This is a genomic window from Rothia sp. HMSC061D12 (genome assembly GCF_001836735.1).
GTDB lineage: Bacteria > Actinomycetota > Actinomycetes > Actinomycetales > Micrococcaceae > Rothia.
Window position 1 is genome coordinate 1,493,729 of sequence record NZ_KV830305.1, and the last position, 19,798, is coordinate 1,513,526.

16 protein-coding genes are annotated in these 19,798 nt (G+C 58.4%); 6 read left to right on the forward strand and 10 right to left on the reverse strand.

Going from position 1 to position 19,798, the window contains the following annotated elements; translation table 11 throughout:
• Positions 1–164 precede the first annotated feature (164 nt).
• From hpt to ppa, 7 genes are all read right to left on the reverse strand, one after another.
• A complete protein-coding gene (gene hpt, locus HMPREF2682_RS05945) occupies positions 165–716 on the reverse strand; it encodes a hypoxanthine phosphoribosyltransferase (protein ID WP_005504342.1) in 552 nt (183 codons plus the stop codon).
• Between the two features lie 196 nt (positions 717–912).
• Positions 913–2,046 carry a tRNA lysidine(34) synthetase TilS gene (gene tilS / locus HMPREF2682_RS05950; protein WP_070832270.1) on the reverse strand — a complete coding sequence of 378 codons (1,134 nt, stop codon included), beginning with the start codon at positions 2,044–2,046 and terminating at the stop codon, positions 913–915.
• A 32-nt stretch (positions 2,047–2,078) separates the two neighbouring features.
• Positions 2,079–2,303: a helix-turn-helix domain-containing protein gene (locus tag HMPREF2682_RS05955; RefSeq protein ID WP_070691310.1), complete on the reverse strand. Its 225-nt coding sequence runs from the start codon at positions 2,301–2,303 to the stop codon at positions 2,079–2,081.
• Between the two features lie 257 nt (positions 2,304–2,560).
• Positions 2,561–3,391 carry an S-layer homology domain-containing protein gene (locus HMPREF2682_RS05960; RefSeq protein ID WP_070832273.1) on the reverse strand — a complete coding sequence of 277 codons (831 nt, stop codon included), beginning with the start codon at positions 3,389–3,391 and terminating at the stop codon, positions 2,561–2,563.
• 94 nt (positions 3,392–3,485) lie between these two features.
• The gene (locus HMPREF2682_RS09280; protein ID WP_083321764.1) at positions 3,486–4,889 is read right to left on the reverse strand and encodes a glycosyl hydrolase family 28-related protein; all 1,404 of its coding nucleotides are present in this window, start codon (positions 4,887–4,889) and stop codon (positions 3,486–3,488) included.
• 202 nt (positions 4,890–5,091) lie between these two features.
• On the reverse strand, positions 5,092–5,910 hold the full coding sequence (locus tag HMPREF2682_RS09395; RefSeq protein ID WP_141762616.1) for a hypothetical protein: 819 nt from the start codon (positions 5,908–5,910) through the stop codon (positions 5,092–5,094).
• 434 nt (positions 5,911–6,344) lie between these two features.
• Positions 6,345–6,830: an inorganic diphosphatase gene (gene ppa, locus HMPREF2682_RS05970; protein WP_005504328.1), complete on the reverse strand. Its 486-nt coding sequence runs from the start codon at positions 6,828–6,830 to the stop codon at positions 6,345–6,347.
• Positions 6,831–7,161: 331 nt separating this feature from the next.
• Between ppa and dacB the strand changes: the two genes are divergently transcribed.
• The 6 genes from dacB (at position 7,162) to HMPREF2682_RS05995 (ending at position 16,607) form a co-directional block, all read left to right on the forward strand.
• The gene (gene dacB / locus HMPREF2682_RS05975) at positions 7,162–8,697 is read left to right on the forward strand and encodes a D-alanyl-D-alanine carboxypeptidase/D-alanyl-D-alanine endopeptidase (RefSeq protein WP_070832279.1); all 1,536 of its coding nucleotides are present in this window, start codon (positions 7,162–7,164) and stop codon (positions 8,695–8,697) included.
• 175 nt (positions 8,698–8,872) lie between these two features.
• Entirely contained in the window at positions 8,873–12,004 is a 3,132-nt protein-coding gene (locus HMPREF2682_RS05980) for a DEAD/DEAH box helicase (RefSeq protein ID WP_070832282.1), read from the forward strand.
• A gap of 516 nt (positions 12,005–12,520) precedes the next feature.
• Positions 12,521–13,591 (forward strand): HesA/MoeB/ThiF family protein, encoded by a 1,071-nt coding sequence (locus HMPREF2682_RS09285; protein WP_005504319.1) that lies wholly within the window; start codon positions 12,521–12,523, stop codon positions 13,589–13,591.
• Complete coding sequence (locus HMPREF2682_RS05985) at positions 13,560–14,801, forward strand: MFS transporter (protein WP_070832285.1); 1,242 nt, start codon at positions 13,560–13,562, stop codon at positions 14,799–14,801. Before HMPREF2682_RS09285 ends, HMPREF2682_RS05985 begins: the two co-directional genes overlap by 32 nt.
• 241 nt (positions 14,802–15,042) lie before the next feature.
• Positions 15,043–15,663: a hypothetical protein gene (locus tag HMPREF2682_RS05990; protein WP_005507641.1), complete on the forward strand. Its 621-nt coding sequence runs from the start codon at positions 15,043–15,045 to the stop codon at positions 15,661–15,663.
• Between the two features lie 212 nt (positions 15,664–15,875).
• The gene (locus HMPREF2682_RS05995) at positions 15,876–16,607 is read left to right on the forward strand and encodes a metal-dependent transcriptional regulator (protein ID WP_005504316.1); all 732 of its coding nucleotides are present in this window, start codon (positions 15,876–15,878) and stop codon (positions 16,605–16,607) included.
• A gap of 94 nt (positions 16,608–16,701) precedes the next feature.
• On the opposite strand, the gene HMPREF2682_RS06000 is transcribed toward HMPREF2682_RS05995, so the two are convergent.
• From HMPREF2682_RS06000 to HMPREF2682_RS06010, 3 genes are all read right to left on the reverse strand, one after another.
• Positions 16,702–17,586, reverse strand: a complete 885-nt coding sequence (locus tag HMPREF2682_RS06000; RefSeq protein ID WP_005507642.1) for a metal ABC transporter permease — start codon at positions 17,584–17,586, stop codon at positions 16,702–16,704.
• Positions 17,587–18,399, reverse strand: a complete 813-nt coding sequence (locus HMPREF2682_RS06005; protein ID WP_070832287.1) for a metal ABC transporter ATP-binding protein — start codon at positions 18,397–18,399, stop codon at positions 17,587–17,589.
• Positions 18,400–18,626: 227 nt separating this feature from the next.
• Positions 18,627–19,589: a metal ABC transporter substrate-binding protein gene (locus HMPREF2682_RS06010; protein ID WP_070832289.1), complete on the reverse strand. Its 963-nt coding sequence runs from the start codon at positions 19,587–19,589 to the stop codon at positions 18,627–18,629.
• Positions 19,590–19,798: the final 209 nt, after the last annotated feature.

The following is a 19,798-nucleotide window of genomic DNA, read 5'->3' on the forward strand; positions in this document are numbered from 1 at the left end:
GGGCTAAAGGGTTGTAGCACTCGGCGGGGGTGAAAGTGCATCTTCCGCGGCGGGTACATCCGCCTCCACGTACATCCACCGGCGGGTACAGCAACGCCCCGCTCCCCCACAAGCGTGAGGAGGCGGGGCGTAACCACCTACAGCAGGGTTGCTGAGGTGAAGGCTTAGGAGTAAACGTGCGGGTGCAGGGTTGCGACGCAGTCCAGGTTGCGGTACTTCTCAGCGAAGTCCAGGCCGTAACCAACAACGAACTCGGGCTCGATGTCCCAGCCGACGTACTTGACCTCAACGTCAGCCTTGACGACCTTGGGCTTGCGCAGCAGGGTGCAAATCTCAACGGAAGCTGCGCCGCGAGAAATCAGGTTCTGCTGCAGCCATGCGAGGGTCAGGCCGGAGTCAATGATGTCTTCAACGATTAGGACGTTGCGGCCCACCAGGTCGGTGTCCAGGTCCTTGAGGATACGCACAACGCCGGAGGACTTGGTGCCGGAACCGTACGAGGAAACAGCCATCCAGTCCATGGTGTAGTGGCCCTTGAGAGCGCGGGAAAGGTCAGCCATAATCATGATGGCGCCCTTGAGAACACCCACCAACAGCACGTCCTTACCGGCGTAGTCTTCGTCGATGCGCGCCGCCAGTTCGGCGACCTTCGCGTTAATCTCTTCCTTGCTGAAGAGAACGTTCTTGATATCGTCCTGCACGTCGATAGCCTGCACGATGTATTCCTTCGTATTCTTTTAGACGCTCTGCGCCTCCGCCGGGGGCCCCGGGTGCGGGGTTTCATGCCTTCCCACGGCGGATAATGTGGATGGTGTTCGCTTTAAGTATGGCTTAAAACGGCGCCGCGGCGCACCTCACCACGCAGATAGTGTGTGCTGAGGGGGCTCCACAGGCACCTAGCTGGGCACCTAGTTAGGGTCGGGTTGGCACTAATACGAGCACGTCCAGGCGTTCACCGGTTGCCGGATGCACAATTTTGCGGCGGCGGTACGCGCTCACATGGCCGGGCATCTGAACGGGCCCAGCCACCGCGTATTCGGCGGTGAAAGAGTCCAGCGCCTGCAGTCGCTCGAAGCCGGGGTTCTCTCCCCCGGCGGTCTTGCAGGCGGTCGCAAGCACACGCAATCGAAGCGCCGGGTGTAGCGCCGCCACCTGCGCACGGTCCAGCAGCACGGCATCCTCACGTTCGATGCCGCGCACGGCGGTTCCGGCGGGTAGGAGTGCCTGCTCGTAGGCTACCTGTGCCTGCTCGTCGAGGTATTCGGCGTCGGGGCCAGCTACGGAGGCGGTGCGCGCCAGGGAGCGGGCGACGTCCCCGCCGAGGTGCTCCTCCAGGTAGGGCAGCACGCTGTGGCGGATGCGGGCACGCATGAGGGTTTCGTCGGTGTTGGTCGGGTCGATCCAGGGGGTGAGGGTTTCGGCGTCGCAGATGTCGAGCATGTCGGTGCGGCGCAGGCCGAGGAAGGGACGCAGGTAGGTGACGCCCCCTTCGACGCGCACGGGCGGCATACCGGCAAGGGAGCGTGTGCCGGAGCCGCGGCTTAGGCCGAGTAGCACGGTTTCTGCCTGGTCGTCGAGGGTGTGGCCGAGTAGTACGGCGCGGGCGCCAGTGGCTTCAACGGCTTTGGTGAAGGCGGTGTAGCGGGCGGTACGCGCCGCCATTTCGGGGCCCATGTTGCCGACGGGAACCTGCACTTTTTCGGTGATGACGGGGTGAAGCCCCAGGTCGGTGAGGGTCTGCGCGGTCTGCGCGGCGACTGCGGCGGAGTCTTCTTGCAGGCCGTGGTCGACGATGATGGCGCCTACGCGCACATCGTCTCGGCGAGCGAAGTGCGCGGCAATAGCTGCCAGCGCGAGGGAGTCGGGGCCGCCGCTGCAGGCAACCAGGAGCAGGGGCAGGTCGGCGGCGTCCGCGGTGGAGGCGGTGCGGGAGCGTCCGGTGGCTTTGATGCTTCCGGCGCCGAGGAGCTTTTCGAGGGCGGCGGCGAGGTGGCGGCGGGCAGTGCCGACGGCGGGGTGCAGGCGTCCTGCGCGTCCATTCTGCATGGTGGTTCCTTTATATAGGCGTGCGGGAGGGGTTAGGTGAGGGGGTTGGTGATGGCCAGCTCGATGCCGAGCTCTTGGGCGACTTTGAGGACCGCACCAATTGACGGGCCGGGCAACCCACGCTCAATATCGCGGATTGTTTTATCGCTGAGCCCGACCATCCACGCCAACTCCATTTGGGTGATTTTTTCGTACTTGCGGACGGCGCGAACCTGGGCGCCAAATTCCTGTGCGAACCTCGTTGCGTCGAATGCCATGGGGTTTCCTCCTCACCGCTGCAGAACCTCAGGTTATACGAACTATTCTTCGTAATATGCCCATAATAGCACTCCCAGGGGTGCTCTGAGGCTGTTTTCCGAAGAATAGTTCGGTTAAACACACCCTTCCGGTACCCCTAATCACAGCCAAGGAGCACAACAAAAGGGGCGTGCCCACCGCCTCCAGCACGCACGAAAACTCGCACGAACCAGATGCAGGGAACACGCCCCCAGCAAGCCCTCCCGCTCACCTGCCGCTAGGACAGCGACTGCAGACGAGCCACAATCGGCGTCAGCTCTTCATGGTAATCAAGAATCGCGAGAGGGGTGAAAATAGTAGGGTACGAAGCGTAATAGAAATCCGGTATTTTATTGATTTCCCAGGTATTGTACTCGGTGTAGCTAACACTCAACCAGACACTATCAAGGTTATCATCGGGCCTCCTTAAAGCATGCTGATAAACCCAACTCATTGCTCGATGCAACTCGCTCCCTTCCTTAATGGGAGCAGCACCCTTTTCCGCACGCACAGCATTCGCCGCATCCAGGGATTCCAGAGTCACCTTGGGGCTACCCGCAGCACGATAAAGGAAAGTAAAGTAGGCGCCACGGCTCGCCGGAGTATCGTAGTGGAAGGAACCATCAGACCAACCGGTGGTCAAGCCCACCCGGGTCGCCCAAATAGCAACCTTATAACGCGCATCGCCCGGAGTCAGGTCGGTGTACGGGGACTTCTCCGGCAGGTTCTTCACCTCGGGTGAACCCGCCAGATGGTACAGGTACTCCAGCAAGCGGCCACGCGAAATGGTCATGACCCCGTTCGGCAACTTATCTTCACGGGTTGTAGCCAGCCCAACAACCTGCTTCTTCGTAATCAGGCCGGTACACTCCGCCCAATCCAAACTGCCCATAGTGTTCTTGCCGTAATAGAAGTGCATGTCAAAACAATTAACATCAAATTCCAGCTCTTCTACAGGCTGTGCAGATTTCGGCTGAATGTATGCCGCCTGGGCTACGCCCTGACCCATATACCCCATAGCCAGCGCCAACAGTGCCGCCGCGCCACGGGTCGAGAGGTTTTTCTTCATTTTCTATCCTCGGTGAAAGGTGTGAGAGTAGAAGAAGAGTGAATCCCTTTGAACATACTCGGGATTCACTCTCCGCGCAATTATTTCAGAATGATTAAACTTTTACGTCATTTTGACTATTCCGATTAATCTCATTATCTTGCGAGGTCCTATAGACCACAAAATTAATATCAATATAGAAATTGCCCCAGGGGACACTGCGATCTCTCCTAAAGAAAAGGTGCCGACCGTCATTCGAAGTCAATTTATTACCATCACGGGCATTACGCGATGAACCGGCCACAATACTAATATCATCCAGCTTATTCTCCAGATAAAACCCGTAACGCGAGGAACGCTGGCCAACTTTCGGATTAGCCGAACGCGGCGATACTAGGCGTGCTCCAGAAGCATTTCGTCCAATATACCAATTAGCTGCTTCATCAGTGCGTGCAGTTCCCTTAAGAATAAGTGAATTCTCGAGACTCGAGGACTCACCTAGACAATTCATAAACTGATTATCCTTGAAACCTACGACCCACCCGTGCCCGCCATTCTCCTGAGCGGTACATCCGATGAACATATTCCGTTCGCCAAAAATCGCCCACCCGGCACCAGACTTTCTGCGGTACTGATCTCTATCGTGATAAAGGTCGGAATTTGGCTTATTGCGAATAGCAAACCAGGCGGTACATGCCACAAATTTACATTGAGCTCCGTACACCTCAATTGCCCCATGATATCCGCCACCAAGATTGGCATCAGAGACCTCAACCATCACAAACTTATTATCCGCAGCTCCAGAGTTCAAACTCTCTGTTCTACGCTGAACATGACCCACCGGCTTTCCCACCAAGAGCCCTTGTCTGCGAGTTTTACGAATGCGGACCTTATCAACCTTCATAGCACGATCATGTTCACCCAGGATGGCAATTCCGATTGCCGTATCCCAGATTTCAACATTTGAAATAATAGGGGCAGCTTCAGGTTCATTAAAAATATTATATCTTGTATGAACAATAATGCCCGCAATATTATCCGGTATATAATTATCAGCAACGTGCTTACCCTGAGCAATTTGATACTCAAAAAATCCTTTACGAATATTAGGATTCAAAAGATTAAGATTGGCGGCACGAATAAACATATCCCGTACCCCAAAACGCATTGGTATATTTGTTCCCATATCACCCACAAAGGTATTGTATGACCCCATATGAAATACCCCTTGACACTCCATATCGTCACCATCAACATCTCTTAAAATCTTCGGGTTTTTATTAAACCCAATAATTTGTGTTGAAAATCCATGACCATACACCTCTACCCTATCCCTGAGATTAATAAAATCATTACTCACAAGATAGATTCCCGAAGGAATCTCGACAGAACCACCACCGGGAACAGCGGCCACCGAGTTAATGGCATTTTGAATTGCTGGTGCGGAATCCTTCGTACCGGTTGGGTCTGCACCAAAATCCAAAACATTCACATGCTTTGATTTACTATAATCAACCATATTGTATTCCTTTCTTAAGCCATGTAGTTCAAACGCATTCAAATAGTTTGAATGCCAACCCACCAATTTTTCCTGAATATCTATACATATAGATGATTTGTGTTTAATTCTATTAAATCTGTACCAACCCCCTATCAATCATCTCTTTTTGCAGAGCAAGATTTCCCGAATCCACAACCCTGCGATTACCCCCATAATTGTTTTATGGGGCAGCTATTGTGGTATATGTCAACACGCCTCCCGGCGTCCTAACACTAATCCGATAGGAAGCCGACACAGTAGATCCGCCGTATTCGCTACGACCCGGGAAATACACGCCAAAGCACCCTCGTTGAAACAACTCTTCCGGCTGAGAAATATCTTTATCAACCTCAAGACCCCATTCCCAGCGCTGAGCTTGAATAAACGCACCGTCATCTTCTCCAAAGGATGCGTTTCCCTTCATCTCCCCTTGGTAGACACCACAAAAATACTCAGTGCTCTCCACTGAGGCACCACGCGCACGAACCACCTTCAGACCCGAGTCCTCACGCACTGTCAGTGATGGTGCAGCCGGGTATCCCTCAGGAGAATGGCTTGTCAATCCCATAGAACCCGGTTGCCAACGACTCATCTGCACCATGTATTCTTGCGATCCACTCAGCTGTTCAAGCTCAACCATAATCTGCTGACCCGAAGGAATTCTGGACAGCCACTGCCCTGTATCACGGCGAATATGGGGGCGAATTACCTCATGCAAGAATCGCTCTCCTTGATTCCCCATCAGGTCTACCGACGGAAGCGTATGCACCCCAGCATAGGGGCCCGAAAAGGGAAGGAGCTGAAACCACAGAATGACATTATCTGCGCCATTAGTCGGCAACCATGCTTCACGAAGCGGGGCAACAGTGCACCCATCTATTTGCTGGGGAGACCCAACAGAGCCCTGAATACCCCATGCCGTGCTCTGAGGTGCTACGAAGAAACTTACTAGGGCAAATGATGAAAGCCGGCACACATGCCGGCGTGACAGTTCAGACATGATAGTCCTTAAATTGAGTTGAGTGATGACATTAGTGTGTGGCGTTTACGCTTCGTCGACGCTCTTACACCACACTCCTTCAACCCTACTCTGAAAATTCACCGTTTCGAGTACTCACAAGCAAATATTTCATTCTCGTGAAAAAATATATATCAATGTAAACCTGAAGTTTATTAAAATCTCACTTTAAACTTGAATATTTATGCAACTAGAACTTTAGAAATATCTTTAAAAATCTGAACTTTCAGAAATATTACAAACCCAACCGTGCAAAGTACTTGTTGAAATCCCCCTCAACAAAGCCCTGGACAACAACTCCGAGCACAGCAAAAAGGGGCGTGCCCGCCGCCTCCAGCACGCGCGAAAACTCGCACGAACCGAAAGCGGGGAACACGCCCCCTACAAAAACCGGGTGCACCTAACGGTGCGGCAGCTTAGTGACCCTCAGCTGCGAAACGGTCGATAGCCTCCTGGACCATCTTCTCAGCAGCAGCCAGGTCTTCCCAGCCCTCGCCCTTAACCCACTTGCCGGGCTCCAGGTCCTTGTAACGCTCGAAGAAGTGCTGAATCTCAGCCTTCAGCTGCTCGGGAACATCAGCCAGGGACTTGATGTGGTCGTAGCGCTTGTCGGTGGGAACGCACAGAACCTTAGCGTCGCCGCCAGCCTCGTCGGTCATGTTGAACACTGCGACCGGGCGGGACTCAACCAGCACGCCGGGAACAACGTCAACGTCCAGGATCAGCATTGCGTCCAGCGGGTCGCCGTCCTCACCGAGGGTGTTCTCGAAGTAGCCGTAAGCGGTGGGGTACTGCATGGAGGTGAACAGCACACGGTCCAGGCGCAGGCGGCCGGTCTCGTGGTCCACTTCGTACTTCACGCGGGAGCCGCGGGGAATTTCAATAGTGACGTCGAGTTCCATCGGAACCTTCTTTCTCGTGAGTTAGAGTCACTTTCGCGGCGACTTCGGCGCGCAAGGTGCGAAAGTTAGGTGTTGAACTCACCCATTGTAACCCGTTCACGCACACCGAAACCGCGTATTCGGCGCCAAAACCAGCGTAATTTACCACGCTCACACCACAGTTAACATTCCGCCTAGTCCCACGCCCGCCAGCGCGCCCCGCCGGCGCACCCGGCCGCCGTACCGGGCAGCCCAGAGAGGGTCCGCGAGGGGCGGCAGGAACACGGCATGAGCATCCCAGCACCGGCGCGTAAATTCGATAGGCACCCCATCCGCCCGCTATGCTCAAAAGATGCCTTCCAACAAGCACAACACCCAGACCACCACCCTCACCCGACGCGCCGCCCTCACCCTCGGCGGCATGTTCCTCCTCACCGCCTGCGGATCCGCCGCAACCGAACAGAAACGCCCCGAAGGTTCCACAAGCCCCACCGGCAGCGCAACCGGCAGCCCCACCGGCACCGTCGAGGCGACCGCCTCCGCAACCCCCAGCGCCACCCCGACCCTCGCACCCGCACTGCCCGAAGCGGAGCAGGAACAGCTACGTGCCGCCCTCACCGCGCTCTTCGCAGGCGGCACCTACCCGCAGTACAGCCTGCTCGTCACCGGCATGGACGGCAACCTGCCCAGCATCAAGGCGGCCACCGCACCCGCCGACCTCTACGCCGCCAACGCCGACACCGCACGCGTACCCGCCTCCACTTTTAAGGTGCTGACCCTGTTCGCACTCAACCACTACGCGAACCTGCAGGCGCGCCTGCGCACACGCGTCACCCGCGACTCCGCCGGACTGTACCTCATGGCAGGCGGCGACACCCTGCTCGGCGCGGGCGCCTCTGACCCGAAGCAGATTGTCGGACGCGCAGGCCTAACCACCCTCGCCGAGCTGACCGTGAAGGCGCTGAACGAGGGCGAGAAGCCGACCGCGGCGCTACCCGTCTACCTTGACGGCACCTTCTTCAGCGGCCCCGGCGTGAACCCCGGCTGGGATGCCGCCGACGTGGCGTCCGGCCAGATCACGCCCATTCACCCGATTGCGCTCGAATCGCACACGGTGCCAGGCAAGTCCACCGCAAGCAACCCGGTGCGCCCGGATGATGCGGCGGTTGCCGCCCAGCAGGCGTTCGTGGATGCGCTCAACACCGCCGGCAAGGAATCCGGCATGAGCTTCACCCTCGCGGAGCGCCGCACCGCCCCCGCGGAAGCAGTTGAAATCGCCGCGGTCGAATCGGCAACCCTGCTGGAGCAGGCACAACACATGATGCTCGAATCCGACAACGCCCTCGCCGAGGTGCTCGGCCGTTGCGCCGCCATTGCCGCAGGTAAGGAAGGCAGCGGCGAAGCGGCACAGCAGACCGTGCGCCAGGCACTCGTGGATGCCGGCGTGAACATTGAAAACCTGGTGCAGGCAGACGTGTGCGGCATGTCCTTAACGGACCGCGTGACCGCCCGAACCCTCGTGCAGGTTGTGGCTCTGCTGAATGCTGATGAGCATGCGGAGCAGCTGATGAGCACGTTCCCGGTCGCGGGCGTGAGCGGCACCCTATCCGGTCGTTTTGGTGCGGCGAACGCCGTGCACGCACGCACTTTTGTGCAGGCGAAGACCGGCACCCTGTACACGGTATCTTCGCTGTGCGGTGTGGCGACCCGACCCGACGGCACCCGCCTGATTTTCGCGATTATTCTGAACAATCTGGGCGGTGCGGATGCGCTACCCGCCGCGAAGGAACGCGTGGACGCTGCCGCGGCGGCGATTGCGAACCGTTCGACCGCGCCGAGTGCTTCTAGTGCGCCGGAAGCTACTGCGGAAGCACTAAAGACCCCCTAAATCATCCCGTGCAGGTTGATTTTCTGTAGTGTTTCACGTGAAACCTGAAAATCAACCTCTCGGGGCGAGGGGTGGCGTAGGGTACTCACACCTCTCTCCACCGGGGCTCGCGCCCGCTCACCCGGCAGGGTTTCACACCCGCCTTGTTTCTCTCTCCTCCAGCAGAAAAGTCGCCATGAACCTCACCTTCACCCTCGCTGATTTGACCGCCACCTCCGCCTGCGAGTTGCGGCTCTACACCGAGCTTCGAGAGCGTGCGCAGAAGCAGTCTGCACGCCCAGCCCCCGAGAAGTCCGAGCGCGCCCGCGAAGCGTACCGCGAGTGCCTGCGAGCGCTGACCGCCGGAGGAATGATCGGCAGTGCAGTAGTTGGCAGTGGAGTAGTCAGCAGTGAGCATGCGGGTGGTACGGCGCGCCCGGTGCCCCTGGTGGCGACCTCCGCGGCGGGGCTGACCTACACGGTGGAGCTCGACCGCCTCGACTGCCCGGTTGCGGACAGCACCGCCGAGAGCAATACCGCCCTAATCGTTTGCACCCCGCACCTGGGTGAGGCGGCGTATCGGGCGCTATTGCGCGGTGCCCTGGCGGCGCACCTGCTGACCGCTAGTGCAACCGAGAGCGCCGAGAACACCAAGAATGCCGCGCGCCTCGACCTTCATCTGGAGCACGGCGTGGATGAGTACAGCGCGGGGTCCGAATCGGGGCCCACCGAGCATACTGAGCACCACTCCCCCGTTCCTCAACCTCACCGGGTTGATTCGGCGCGCATTCTGCCGCTGATTCGCCTGCAGGAGCAGCGCCTCCTGCTGCTCACCGAGGCGCTGAACGAGGGTGTAGAACCGGCGGAACTTGCCGAGCGCATCCCCTATTTTCTGACCTGCGGCGAGTGCCCGGCGTGCCTGAACGCGGCGGCATCTCTTGCCCTCGCGACCGAAGCCCCGGAGCTCGTCACCGAAGACACTGCCGAAGATACCGCCGAGAATCCCGAACCTGAGGAGCACCCGGTCATGTACCGGGTGCCCGCCGCCGTCGAGAACGACAGCGAACAGTACCGCCTGCAGTGCCTGCTAGATGCCCAGCTCGCTTCCCTAGAGGAGCACGCGGCAGAGCACGGCTGGGGTGCCGGCGAGCTTGAGGCGGCGATGCTACTATCCATGACGAATTATCACCGCCGCGAGCGTGCCCCGTTCTGGCGTGAGCACATTCGCCGACTGGAGGACGGCCCGACGGCGTGGGTAGCGAGCCGCGATTACGCGTACCTTGATCGAGTGCAGGTGCTTTCGGCGGAGCATGCGCATGCTCTTCTGAACACCCCCGCAGACCTGGAGGCGCTAGCCGCCGCCATGAAGGAGCCCACCGAGGTTGAAGACGCCCCCGGCTGGTATCGTGTGCGCGGCGCGCAGGTGCGCCTGTTGCGTGCGCGAATTGAGGCTGACCCGAGCCTGGTGATTGCGCCCTCTGACCGTGCGGTTTTTTGTGCGTATGAGGCGGGGTTGAGCCCGCAGATTGCGCTGGACCGTATGGAGTCGCAGCTGAATTATTTCCGTGCGTCGAATCCGGGTGAGCGTGTGCCCGCTGAGTTGGCGGCGACGGGTTTCTTTGGCATGCGTGTGCTGGCGGTAGCGCAGGGTGGTTTCCGTGCCGGTTCCGAGGATTCTGCGAACCCCGAAGAGGCTGCCGCAGAGTCCGGCAAGTCGACCGGCGAGTCGGCTGGCGAGTTCTTGGAGGTGCTTCTGCAGGAGCGCATCCGCGTGAAGGATGAGCCGCACCGTGCCCTGCCTTCGGGTATTGGTCCTGGCGATCCGGTGTCTACGGCGACGATTGAGGCGGCTCTGCAGTCTGATGTGCACGGGTTGCTCTTCGGCGGCGCGCTCATGCCCAACGACTCCGTGCTTAATGACCCCGTATCCGATGAAGATTCCGAGCCCTCCGAGGCTCCCTCCTCGTCCCGCACCCTGCCGAGCGTGCTCGATGCGGCGGCTTCGCTGACGGGGGTGAAAAGTGCCTCCACGGATTTGCTGTTCCGCCGCGCGCCGCGCATGAAGAGGAGCACCTCGAACACCAAAAATGTAGAAAATCTACCCTTTGAGGTTGATTTTTCCGGCTCTGACCTGCCCACGGTGGATGCCGTGCACGCGGCGGTTCGCGCTCTCGACCATTCCTATGTGGCGGTTCAGGGCCCTCCGGGTGCGGGTAAGACCTTCCTCGCCTCGCATGTGATTGCGCGCCTGGTGGCTGAGGGTGCGAAGGTGGGCGTGGTGGCTCAGTCGCATGCGGTGATTGAGAATCTCATGGTGGCGTGCTGTGCCCGTGATGGTTTTGATGTTTCGCGTGCGGTGCGTCTGCGCGGTAAGTCGGTGACCCCGGACGCCCCGTGGTCTGAGGTGTCTGATTCTGAGCTGGTGGAGCTGATTTCTGGTGCGGGCGGCCTGCTGTTTGGCGGCACGGTGTGGGATTACGTGAGTGAGCGTCGTGTGCCTGCCGAGTCGCTGGATGTTCTGGTGGTTGATGAGGCGGGCCAGTTCTCTCTGACGAATACGGTGGCGGCGGCTCGTGCGGCTCGTTCGGTGCTGCTGTTGGGCGATCCGCAGCAGTTGCCGCAGGTGTCGACGGGTGTGCACCCGTACCCGGTGGACGTTTCGGCGTTGGGCTGGTTGTCTGACGGGGCGGCGGCGCTGGATCCTCGTTTTGGCTATTTCTTGGGTGAGTCGTGGCGTATGGATTCGGCGTTGTGCGAGCGGGTTTCGTGGCTGTCGTATGATGGCGCGTTGGCGAGCGCGGCGGCGACGGCTGGTCGCGCCTTGCAGGGTGTTGCGCCGGGTGTGGTGTCGTATCCGGTGGAGCATGCGGGTTGTTCGGTGCGTTCTGTGCAGGAGGCGCAGGCGGTGGTGGATTGCGTGCGCGAGTTATTGGGTCGTGAGTGGGTTCCGGCGGCTGGTGCTGAGCCGCGCCCGTTGGCGGCGGAGGATTGCATTGTGGTGGCGGCGTATAACGCGCAGGTTGATTGTGTGCGTGAGGCGCTGATTGCTGCTGGTTTGGCGGATTCTTCGGGTGCTGGCGTGCGTGTGGGTACGGTGGATAAGTTCCAGGGTCAGGAGGCTGCAGTGGTGTTGGTGTCGTTGGCGTCGTCGCGGGTTGATTCTGGGCGCGGTGCCGGGTTTGTGTTGTCGCCGAATCGTTTGAATGTGGCGGTGTCGCGCGGTCAGTGGCAGGCGGTGTTGGTGCATTCGCCGTGGGTGGCGCGTTCGGTGCCACAGGATGTTGAGGAGGTGCTGGCTCTGTCGGGCTTCGCGGGCCTGGTGGAGTAGCACCCCTAGTGAAGCCCTTATTCTGCGCTCTTCTACACTCCCCCGCCCGCTGCGTTGCGGGCGTCTTTGGTGCGCCCGCAATCGGGTTTAGCTGAGGTTCGACCAGAGCTTAGCCAGGGTTTAGCCGGGCGGAACCACCAAGAATGAATTGTAGTCAAACTAACCCTAATGTCAATACTCAAAATGAGGAAAGTTTTTCAACATGAGTTCATGCATATGACTCATATCTCCACTATGATTTAAGACACCAACAGATGTTGGGGGTTGAGCTGACTCGCTCAGCCAAGATTCGATAGCCATAGATGACTATCTGTCGAAAGGAACACCAATGGAACTCGATATTCAGGATTTGATTACCTCATCCGAAGATGAGCTCAAGAGGGCTCATGGTGGTACCCGTCCTCCGGCACATCGTGTAGGCGGACAGTAAATAACCACCTCCAGAGGGGCTCGGTAATCTCAGTTACTCGAGCCCCTCTACGCATACAAACATCCAACAGATAGAAAGATGGAAAAATGTACCCAAAGCTTCGATTTGGTCACTCAATTATAAAAATTAAAAACAATAGATTCATTATTGGATCTATAACACAAGGCATATCAAACACAATTCATGACCCCTCGGGAAATTTTAAGAACCTGAATGAGATTTTAACAGGAGAATACACGATAGATGAGGTAGTTATAAAGACATCAGAAATTTTAGGATTAACTCCTAAAAATTCAAAGAAAATTATAGAATCACTCATAACGATGGGTCACATAGAAGATGGATCCTACCTTAAATTATCTACAAAATCTAATAGGTACTCAAGAAGTCGTGAATTCTTTTCTTGGATTGACACTTCAGGAAGTAGCGACCCTTTTCGGGTGCAAAATATTCTGTCCTCCTCGAAGATTGCAATTGTAGGTCTTGGAGGAATTGGTGGATCCGTGGCCATGAACTTAGCCTCTTCAGGAGTATCTCAAATACACATAGTTGATTTTGACAATGTTGAAGAGTCGAATCTCAATAGGCAAATTCTATACACAGAAAAAGACCTTGGGCTCAAAAAATCAACGGCTGCCATGAAAAATCTCCAAAAAATAAATTCAGAAATTCTTATTACATCCGAAGATAAGAAAATTACTTCCTCTGATGACCTCATTAAATATTTTAATGAATATGACCTAGTGTACCGTTGCGCTGACAGTCCAGACGATATACCATTTTGGTTCTCTGATGCTTCATTAAAATCTGGTAAGCCATGGATTGATGCAAGCTACAATGGCCCAATAATTAATTGTTGCATCTATGACCCAAAGGTTACAGGATGCTATAGATGCATCCGTGAAAGTAATCTACGAAATATGACTCGTCTAGGTTACGAGGAAGCTCATACAGATAAAGTCCCAGAGATAAATGCTGCAATATCTCCTATAGTCCTTATATCTGGATCACTTGCCGCATATGAAGGAATTAGGTATCTTGCCAAACTTAAGCCACAAAGTTTAGGTAAAGCAATACATCAAAATATGTTCGATTACAGTAATTCATACACAGTGGAGGTCCCCCATGAGTGTCAACACCGAGCTACTCAAGAATAGAGATTTTCGAAATACTCTCTTCGCCATTGGAGCCAACCAGCTCTCAGACTCGATGAGCTATATCACCACGCCCATCATTATTTTGGCGCTGACCGGCTCCCCCGAGGCCGCGAGCATCACCCTCTTTGTCGCGGGTGTTCTCGCTACCTGCGCCGGGGCGATATCCGGAACATGGGTTGATAGAATCGGCCCCTCGAAGTGCCTGGCGCTGTCCTGTATCGGCCAGTCGCTGTCCTGGGTTGCGATTCTTCTCTACCTCGTTTTCAATGTCACCAATATTTACGTTTTGGTGATTACGATTTCTCTCGCCGCCATCATTTCAACCTTCGACTACCCGAGTGAGCAGTCCATCATCACCCGCGTAGTGCCCAAGGAACACCTGGGGTACGCCTCCGGTATGGGCGAGACGCGCGAGTCCACCGCCAACCTGCTGGGTGGCCCGGTCGCGGGCATCATTATCGGGTTCTCGACCGTGCTCATGACCGCCGTTCACGCGATTGTGAACCTGTTGGCGTTCATCGTCGCGCCCAAGAGCTACGGTGCTAGTCGGCAGCCCGCAGAAGAGGAAGAAGGAGAGAAAACCAGCTTCTGGCAGGACTCAAAAGCCGGTTTCGAGTACATCCTGAAGAACAAGGTGCTGGTGTCCATTGCATTCGTTTCAACGCTTGCGAACTTTGGAACGGTCGGTATTCCGCTCACCTTCATCTACTACTACACCCTGGAGGGCGCGCACCCGCTCTTCATCGGCATCTTTGCGAGCGCCTTCGGCGTGGGCGTGCTGCTCGGCTCGTTCCTGGTCGGCCCGCTGACCGAGAAGTTTGCGCTCGGCCCGCTCGGTATCACCTCCCTGGCCATCATGTCGGCCTGCTACCTGTTGTTGCCGGTGGTTCATTCGATGCTGTGGGCGGTGTGCCTGCTGATTGTGCTGGCGGGTATTGTGCTCCCCTCCTTCAATTCGAGCATCATTGCGTACATTAACGCGTCCACCCCGGAGCATATGATCGGTCGCGTGCACTCGGTGCAGGGCATCCCGAATATGGCGCTGACCCCACTGGCTGTTCTGCTGGCAGGCTTCCTCATTGTTGATTGGGGTATTACGTACACGGCGCTGTTCTACGCGGTGTTCATTTTCCTGTCGCTGGTGGTGATGGTATTCCAGAAGCCGCTGCGTCAGCTACCGCATATCTCGCAGGTAACGAACGCACAGTAGTTCCGCGGTAGCCCCGTCTATCAACTCCACTCAACGCCCCCGAAAGCGAATAATTCAACGTGCACTTGCATGAAAATTATTTTCCTTTCGGGGGTGTTCTACGTCCTTTCGAGGATTTCTGCACACAGTGCATGCTCACGATAATTCCCCTTATCAATGCGCATTTTTAGGGGTTTAAATGTTGCCGGTATTACGGCGAACCTTACGCCGCTTGTTGAAGGTTTTACGGCATAATAGGAAGGTGTTCGTTCTAACCTTTATTCAACGTTCCGCACAGCACTCACTCACTGCACTGTCGGACGAACTCGCAAAGCTCAACCCGCGTGTTGCCTTCGCCCAGACATACCCTGATGAAATTCAGGGCGCCTTCGACCGCGCCAGCGACGCACTCCACGCGGCGCTCATTGCCGCGCGCGATAACGGCTTCTGGGTCGGCATCGGAATCGGCGAGCTCAACATCCCCCGATTCGCAGGCGCACTCGGCGCCGTCAGCACCACCGACTGCACCGGCGACGCCCTCGAATTCTCACGCCTCGCCGTCGAAGAAGCACAAGGAGGCGCACCCGTACGCTGCATCAGCGTCAGCGCCGACAACCGCCACCTCGCCGACCTCGCCGCAGGCTCCGCACGCCTGCTCTACCGCGTATGCGCCGACCGCACCGACGCCGAATGGCGCGTAGTAAACCTGCTCGTACCCGGCGTACGCGGCCAGCAGAAGGCCGCCGCAACCGCGCTCGGCATCACCACCCAGGCAGTCAGCCGCACCCTCGTCCGCTCCCTCTGGCACGAGGAGCAGGCGGCACGCGGTGCGCTCATCGAACTGCTGACCCGTATTGACCGTTCGCGCCGCCGTGCCACCTAACCGCCGCCGCGCATCCCTCATTCTTTCGCGCTTGCCCGCCTATAGTGCCTACCAGCCTCTCGTACCTGCCAGCGCGGAACCGAACACCTGATCCCGCCCGTGATGGTCACCCCCTGCCAGGGGTGAACCGTCCGGGCGGGACGCTCTTTAAGCCCGCGCTGAATACCCTGTAGCTCGACGGGCAAAACCAGAGAAAAGGTAGACTTATCTTTATGCCTCTTTCAGAACTTTCCGTCAGCACCCAGAACTATCTCAAGGAAATCTGGAGCCTCGAAGAATGGACCAAAACCCCTGCCACCGCATCCGCCCTGGCAGAACGCATGGGCCTGCGCATTTCTTCGGTATCTGACGGCCTCAAGCGCCTCGCCGCCGCCGACCTGATCGAGCATCAGCCCTACGGCGCTATTGAGCTTACTGAAACCGGCCGCTCCTACGCGCTGGCAATGATCCGCCGCCACCGCCTCATTGAGACGTTCCTCGTGGAGACGCTCGGCTACACCTGGGACCGTGTGCACGACGAGGCGGAGGTTCTGGAGCACGCGGTATCCGACTTCATGGTGGACCGCATCGACACCCTGCTGGGGCACCCGACCCGCGACCCGCACGGCGACCCGATTCCGGATTCTTCGGGGCATATTAGTTTTCCGCAGACCGTGCCGCTGAGCCAGTGCGAACCCGGCGAAACAGTCGTGCTCGAACGCATTAACGATGATGACCCGCGCCTGCTGCGTTACCTGCAGGGCCACGGTTTTGTGCCCGGCGTGCGCCTACACATTGAGGAGGGTGCGCCCTTCTCGGAGGCGGTGAACGTGAGCGTGGTCGGTGCCGGTTCCGGCAACCTGCACGAGACGGACGCGGCTGGCGCGGTGAAGCCCGGCGGCACCATTATTCCGTTGGGTGCGGAGGCGACCGCCTCCCTGTTCGTGTCCCGCACGGTGCGCTAGGCGCAGGGCGGTAGAGGCACCCTAGAATTTCAGAAAATAGCGCTAGGCGGAGGTCCCGTAAAGGGCCTCCGCCTAGCGCTGTATTGAGTTAGTTTTAGGAAGCTGAGGGCTCAGTTTTCGTTGCAGCAGTGCTGAGTCGGCGGGCACGCATCCTGCCCAGCAGACCGTAGCGCGGGGCGAACACGTACGCCAGGGCGAACAGTATGCCCTGCGTGACGACCACGGCACCGCCGGGAGATACATCCGCGTGGTAGCTGGCGTACAGGCCGGTCAGCGTGCCGGCCAGGGAGACTCCCACGCTCACCGCGAGCATCGGCACAAACCGGTCCGTGATGAGGCGCGCGGTGGAGCCGGGGATGACGAGCATCGCCACGACCAGCACCACGCCCACGATTTGCAGCGCCACCACGGAGGTTAGCGCCAGCATAATGAGTAGCAGCGCGCCGAGCAGACGCGGACGCAGCCCCACCGCCTGCGCGAAGCCCGGGTCGAAGGCGTACAGTACGAAGTCGCGGCGCTTGACCAGCAGCACGGCGGCAACCACCACCGCGAGGATAGCGACCTGCCAGACGTCCGACCAGGACACGCCCAGCACGTTACCGAAGAGAATATGGTTCAGGTCGGTATTCGACGGCGTGACCGAAATCAGCACCAGACCGAACGCGAACATGGTCGTGAACACGATGCCGATCGCGGCGTCTTCGCGCACGCGGCCGCTACGCCGCACCCCGCCGATGAGCGCCACAGCCAGGAGTGCGGCAATGACCGCGCCCACTGCGAAGGGCGCACCGAAAATGTAGGCGAGCACCACGCCGGGTAGCACCGCATGCGAGATTGCGTCACCCATGAGCGACCAACCGAGCAGCACGAGCCAGCAGGAGAGCAGGGCGCAGACGGCGGCGGCTATGACGGTGACCACGAACGCGCGGAGCATGAAGGGCAGGGTCAGCGGCTCCACCAGAAAGTTGAGGATGTCCATTTAGTTCTTCCCTTCCGCAGAGCTGTTTGCAGTAGTGCCGGTAGCAGCGACCGACGCGCCGGCGTCCACTTCCATGCCGAAGGCACGCACCAGGTTCTCGGGGGCGAGCACCTTCTCGGGGGTGTCGTGCATCAGAATATCGCCGCGTAGCAGTAGCGCCTCGTCGGCGAACTGGCGCAGGCTCGCCAAGTCGTGCGTGGAAACCAGCACGGTCGCGCCCTCGTCACGCAGCTGTTCGATGACCTGAATGAGCATCGCCTCGCTGCGCTTGTCCACGCCGGCGAAAGGCTCATCCAGCAGCAGCAGCTGGGCGCCCTGGGCGATAGCGCGTGCCACGAAGGCGCGCTTACGCTGACCGCCCGAGAGCGCCCCAATCTGACGGTCGGCAAGGTCGGTCAGTTCCACGCGGGCGAGTGCCTCATCCACGGCGGCACGGTCTGCGGCACGCAGGCGGCGGGTGATGCCGAGGTTGCGGTAGCGTCCCATGCTGACGACCTCGCGCACGGAGATGGGGAAGGTCCAGTCGATTTCTTCGCTCTGCGGCACGTAGCTGACGAGTCCGGCGCGGTGGTGGTGCGCGTTCTTGCCGCGGCTGCCACGGTTACCGCCGACGGGCTGCCCGTCGAGAGTGATGCTTCCGGCGTGCATGGGCACGACCCCCATGATGGCTTTGAAGAGGGTGGATTTGCCGGAGCCGTTCATGCCGATCAGGCCGCAGATACGCCCGGTGTCCAGGGTGAAGGATGCGCCGGTGAGGGCGCGGACTGGCCCGTAGTTCACGTGCACATTTTCGCAGCTGAGAAGAGTGCTCATTCCTTGTGTTCTTTCTGGTGGTCACCGTATGCGTGGGGCGGGTGTACTTGCTTGCGTGTTGCTGAGTGGGTGCCGTGTGGGCGGGTGCTGTGTGAGTGAGTGTTAACGGCGTGGGAGGAGCGAAGCCAAGAAGGCGACCGCCCCTCCTATCCTATCGGGGGTTTGGGGTTTACCCGGGGTTTTCGAGGTCGGATTTGACCCTGGTTTAGCCCGGGTTTATGCCGGGTTTAGGAGTTGCCCTTGAGGCCCGCAACGATGGTGCGTGCGTCGTAGCGGATCATGTCCAGGTAGGTGGGCACGGGGCCGTTCGCCTCGGAGAGCGAGTCCACGTAGAGCACGCCGCCGAATCGTGCGCCGGTGGCGTCTGCGACCTGGCGCATCGGGTTGTCAGAGACGGTGGATTCGCAGAACACGGCGGGCACCTGGTTCTGGCGCACGTAGTCGATCGCGGAGGAAATCTGCGAGGGGGTCGCCTGCTGTTCGGAGTTGACCGCCCAAATGTACTTTTCCTTCAGGCCCGCGTCTGCCGCCAGGTAGGAGAAGGCGCCTTCACAGGTGACCAGTGCGCGCTGGTTCTCGGGCAGGGTGGAGATTTCCTTGACGAGCTCGTCACGCACACCCTGCAGCTGCTTCTTGTAGGCTTCACCGCGGGTCTTGTAGTCGGCGGCGTGGGCCGGGTCGAGAGCACTAAATTCGCGAATCATCACGTCCACGTACTTTTGCACGTTGCTGGGGCTCATCCAGGCGTGGGGGTTGGGCTTGCCCTCGTAGGCGTCCTCGGTAATGGAGATGGGCGTGACCCCCTCGGAGACGGTCACGTGCTTAGCGTGGGATTCTTCAACGAACTTCGCGAACCAGGATTCGAGGTTCAGGCCGTTGTCGAGCACCAGGTCGGCGGCGTGTGCCTTCTTCAGGTCAGAGGGGGTGGGCTCGTACTCGTGGATCTCTGCACCGGGCTTGGTGAGGGATTCAACGTTCAGGTCGTCGCCTGCCACGTTGCGGGCGATGTCTGCGAGCACGGTGAAGGTGGTGAGCACAGTCTTCTTGCCGCTGCTGCTCTTAGCGCCTTCGGTGGTGCTGGAGGTGCTACCGCAGCCGGTGAGCACGAGTAGCAGGGTGAGTGCGAGGGCGGCGCAGAGCGCCTGGACGAGGCGGCGTGCGTTGCTGCCTGCGGGGGTGAAAGCGTTCATGAGGCATCCTTCATTCGAAGTCACGGGTTTGAGTATGTGGTTGATGTGTGGAATTTGCCGCGCCGGGACGCTAGGGACACGGTGTGTCTGCGCAGGCATCATAATGCGCTTTTGCCTGTCGTCCCGGGCGGAATTTAACAATAGTTCGGCTAGCCGAACTTTTCAACTAAGCCACACAGAAAACCCCAAAATATTGGCAGAAACCCAGA

Bases quoted from the DNA above. Each gene is read 5' to 3' on its own strand.
- tilS (WP_070832270.1), bottom strand. From the start codon at position 2,046: ATGCAGAATGGACGCGCAGGACGCCTGCACCCCGCCGTCGGCACTGCC.
- HMPREF2682_RS05955 (WP_070691310.1), bottom strand. From the start codon at position 2,303: ATGGCATTCGACGCAACGAGGTTCGCACAGGAATTTGGCGCCCAGGTT.
- HMPREF2682_RS05960 (WP_070832273.1), bottom strand. From the start codon at position 3,391: ATGAAGAAAAACCTCTCGACCCGTGGCGCGGCGGCACTGTTGGCGCTG.
- HMPREF2682_RS09280 (WP_083321764.1), bottom strand. From the start codon at position 4,889: ATGGTTGATTATAGTAAATCAAAGCATGTGAATGTTTTGGATTTTGGT.
- HMPREF2682_RS09395 (WP_141762616.1), bottom strand. From the start codon at position 5,910: ATGTCTGAACTGTCACGCCGGCATGTGTGCCGGCTTTCATCATTTGCC.
- ppa (WP_005504328.1), bottom strand. From the start codon at position 6,830: ATGGAACTCGACGTCACTATTGAAATTCCCCGCGGCTCCCGCGTGAAG.
- dacB (WP_070832279.1), top strand. From the start codon at position 7,162: ATGCCTTCCAACAAGCACAACACCCAGACCACCACCCTCACCCGACGC.
- HMPREF2682_RS05980 (WP_070832282.1), top strand. From the start codon at position 8,873: ATGAACCTCACCTTCACCCTCGCTGATTTGACCGCCACCTCCGCCTGC.
- HMPREF2682_RS09285 (WP_005504319.1), top strand. From the start codon at position 12,521: ATGTACCCAAAGCTTCGATTTGGTCACTCAATTATAAAAATTAAAAAC.
- HMPREF2682_RS05985 (WP_070832285.1), top strand. From the start codon at position 13,560: ATGAGTGTCAACACCGAGCTACTCAAGAATAGAGATTTTCGAAATACT.
- HMPREF2682_RS05995 (WP_005504316.1), top strand. From the start codon at position 15,876: ATGCCTCTTTCAGAACTTTCCGTCAGCACCCAGAACTATCTCAAGGAA.
- HMPREF2682_RS06000 (WP_005507642.1), bottom strand. From the start codon at position 17,586: ATGGACATCCTCAACTTTCTGGTGGAGCCGCTGACCCTGCCCTTCATG.
- HMPREF2682_RS06005 (WP_070832287.1), bottom strand. From the start codon at position 18,399: ATGAGCACTCTTCTCAGCTGCGAAAATGTGCACGTGAACTACGGGCCA.
- HMPREF2682_RS06010 (WP_070832289.1), bottom strand. From the start codon at position 19,589: ATGAACGCTTTCACCCCCGCAGGCAGCAACGCACGCCGCCTCGTCCAG.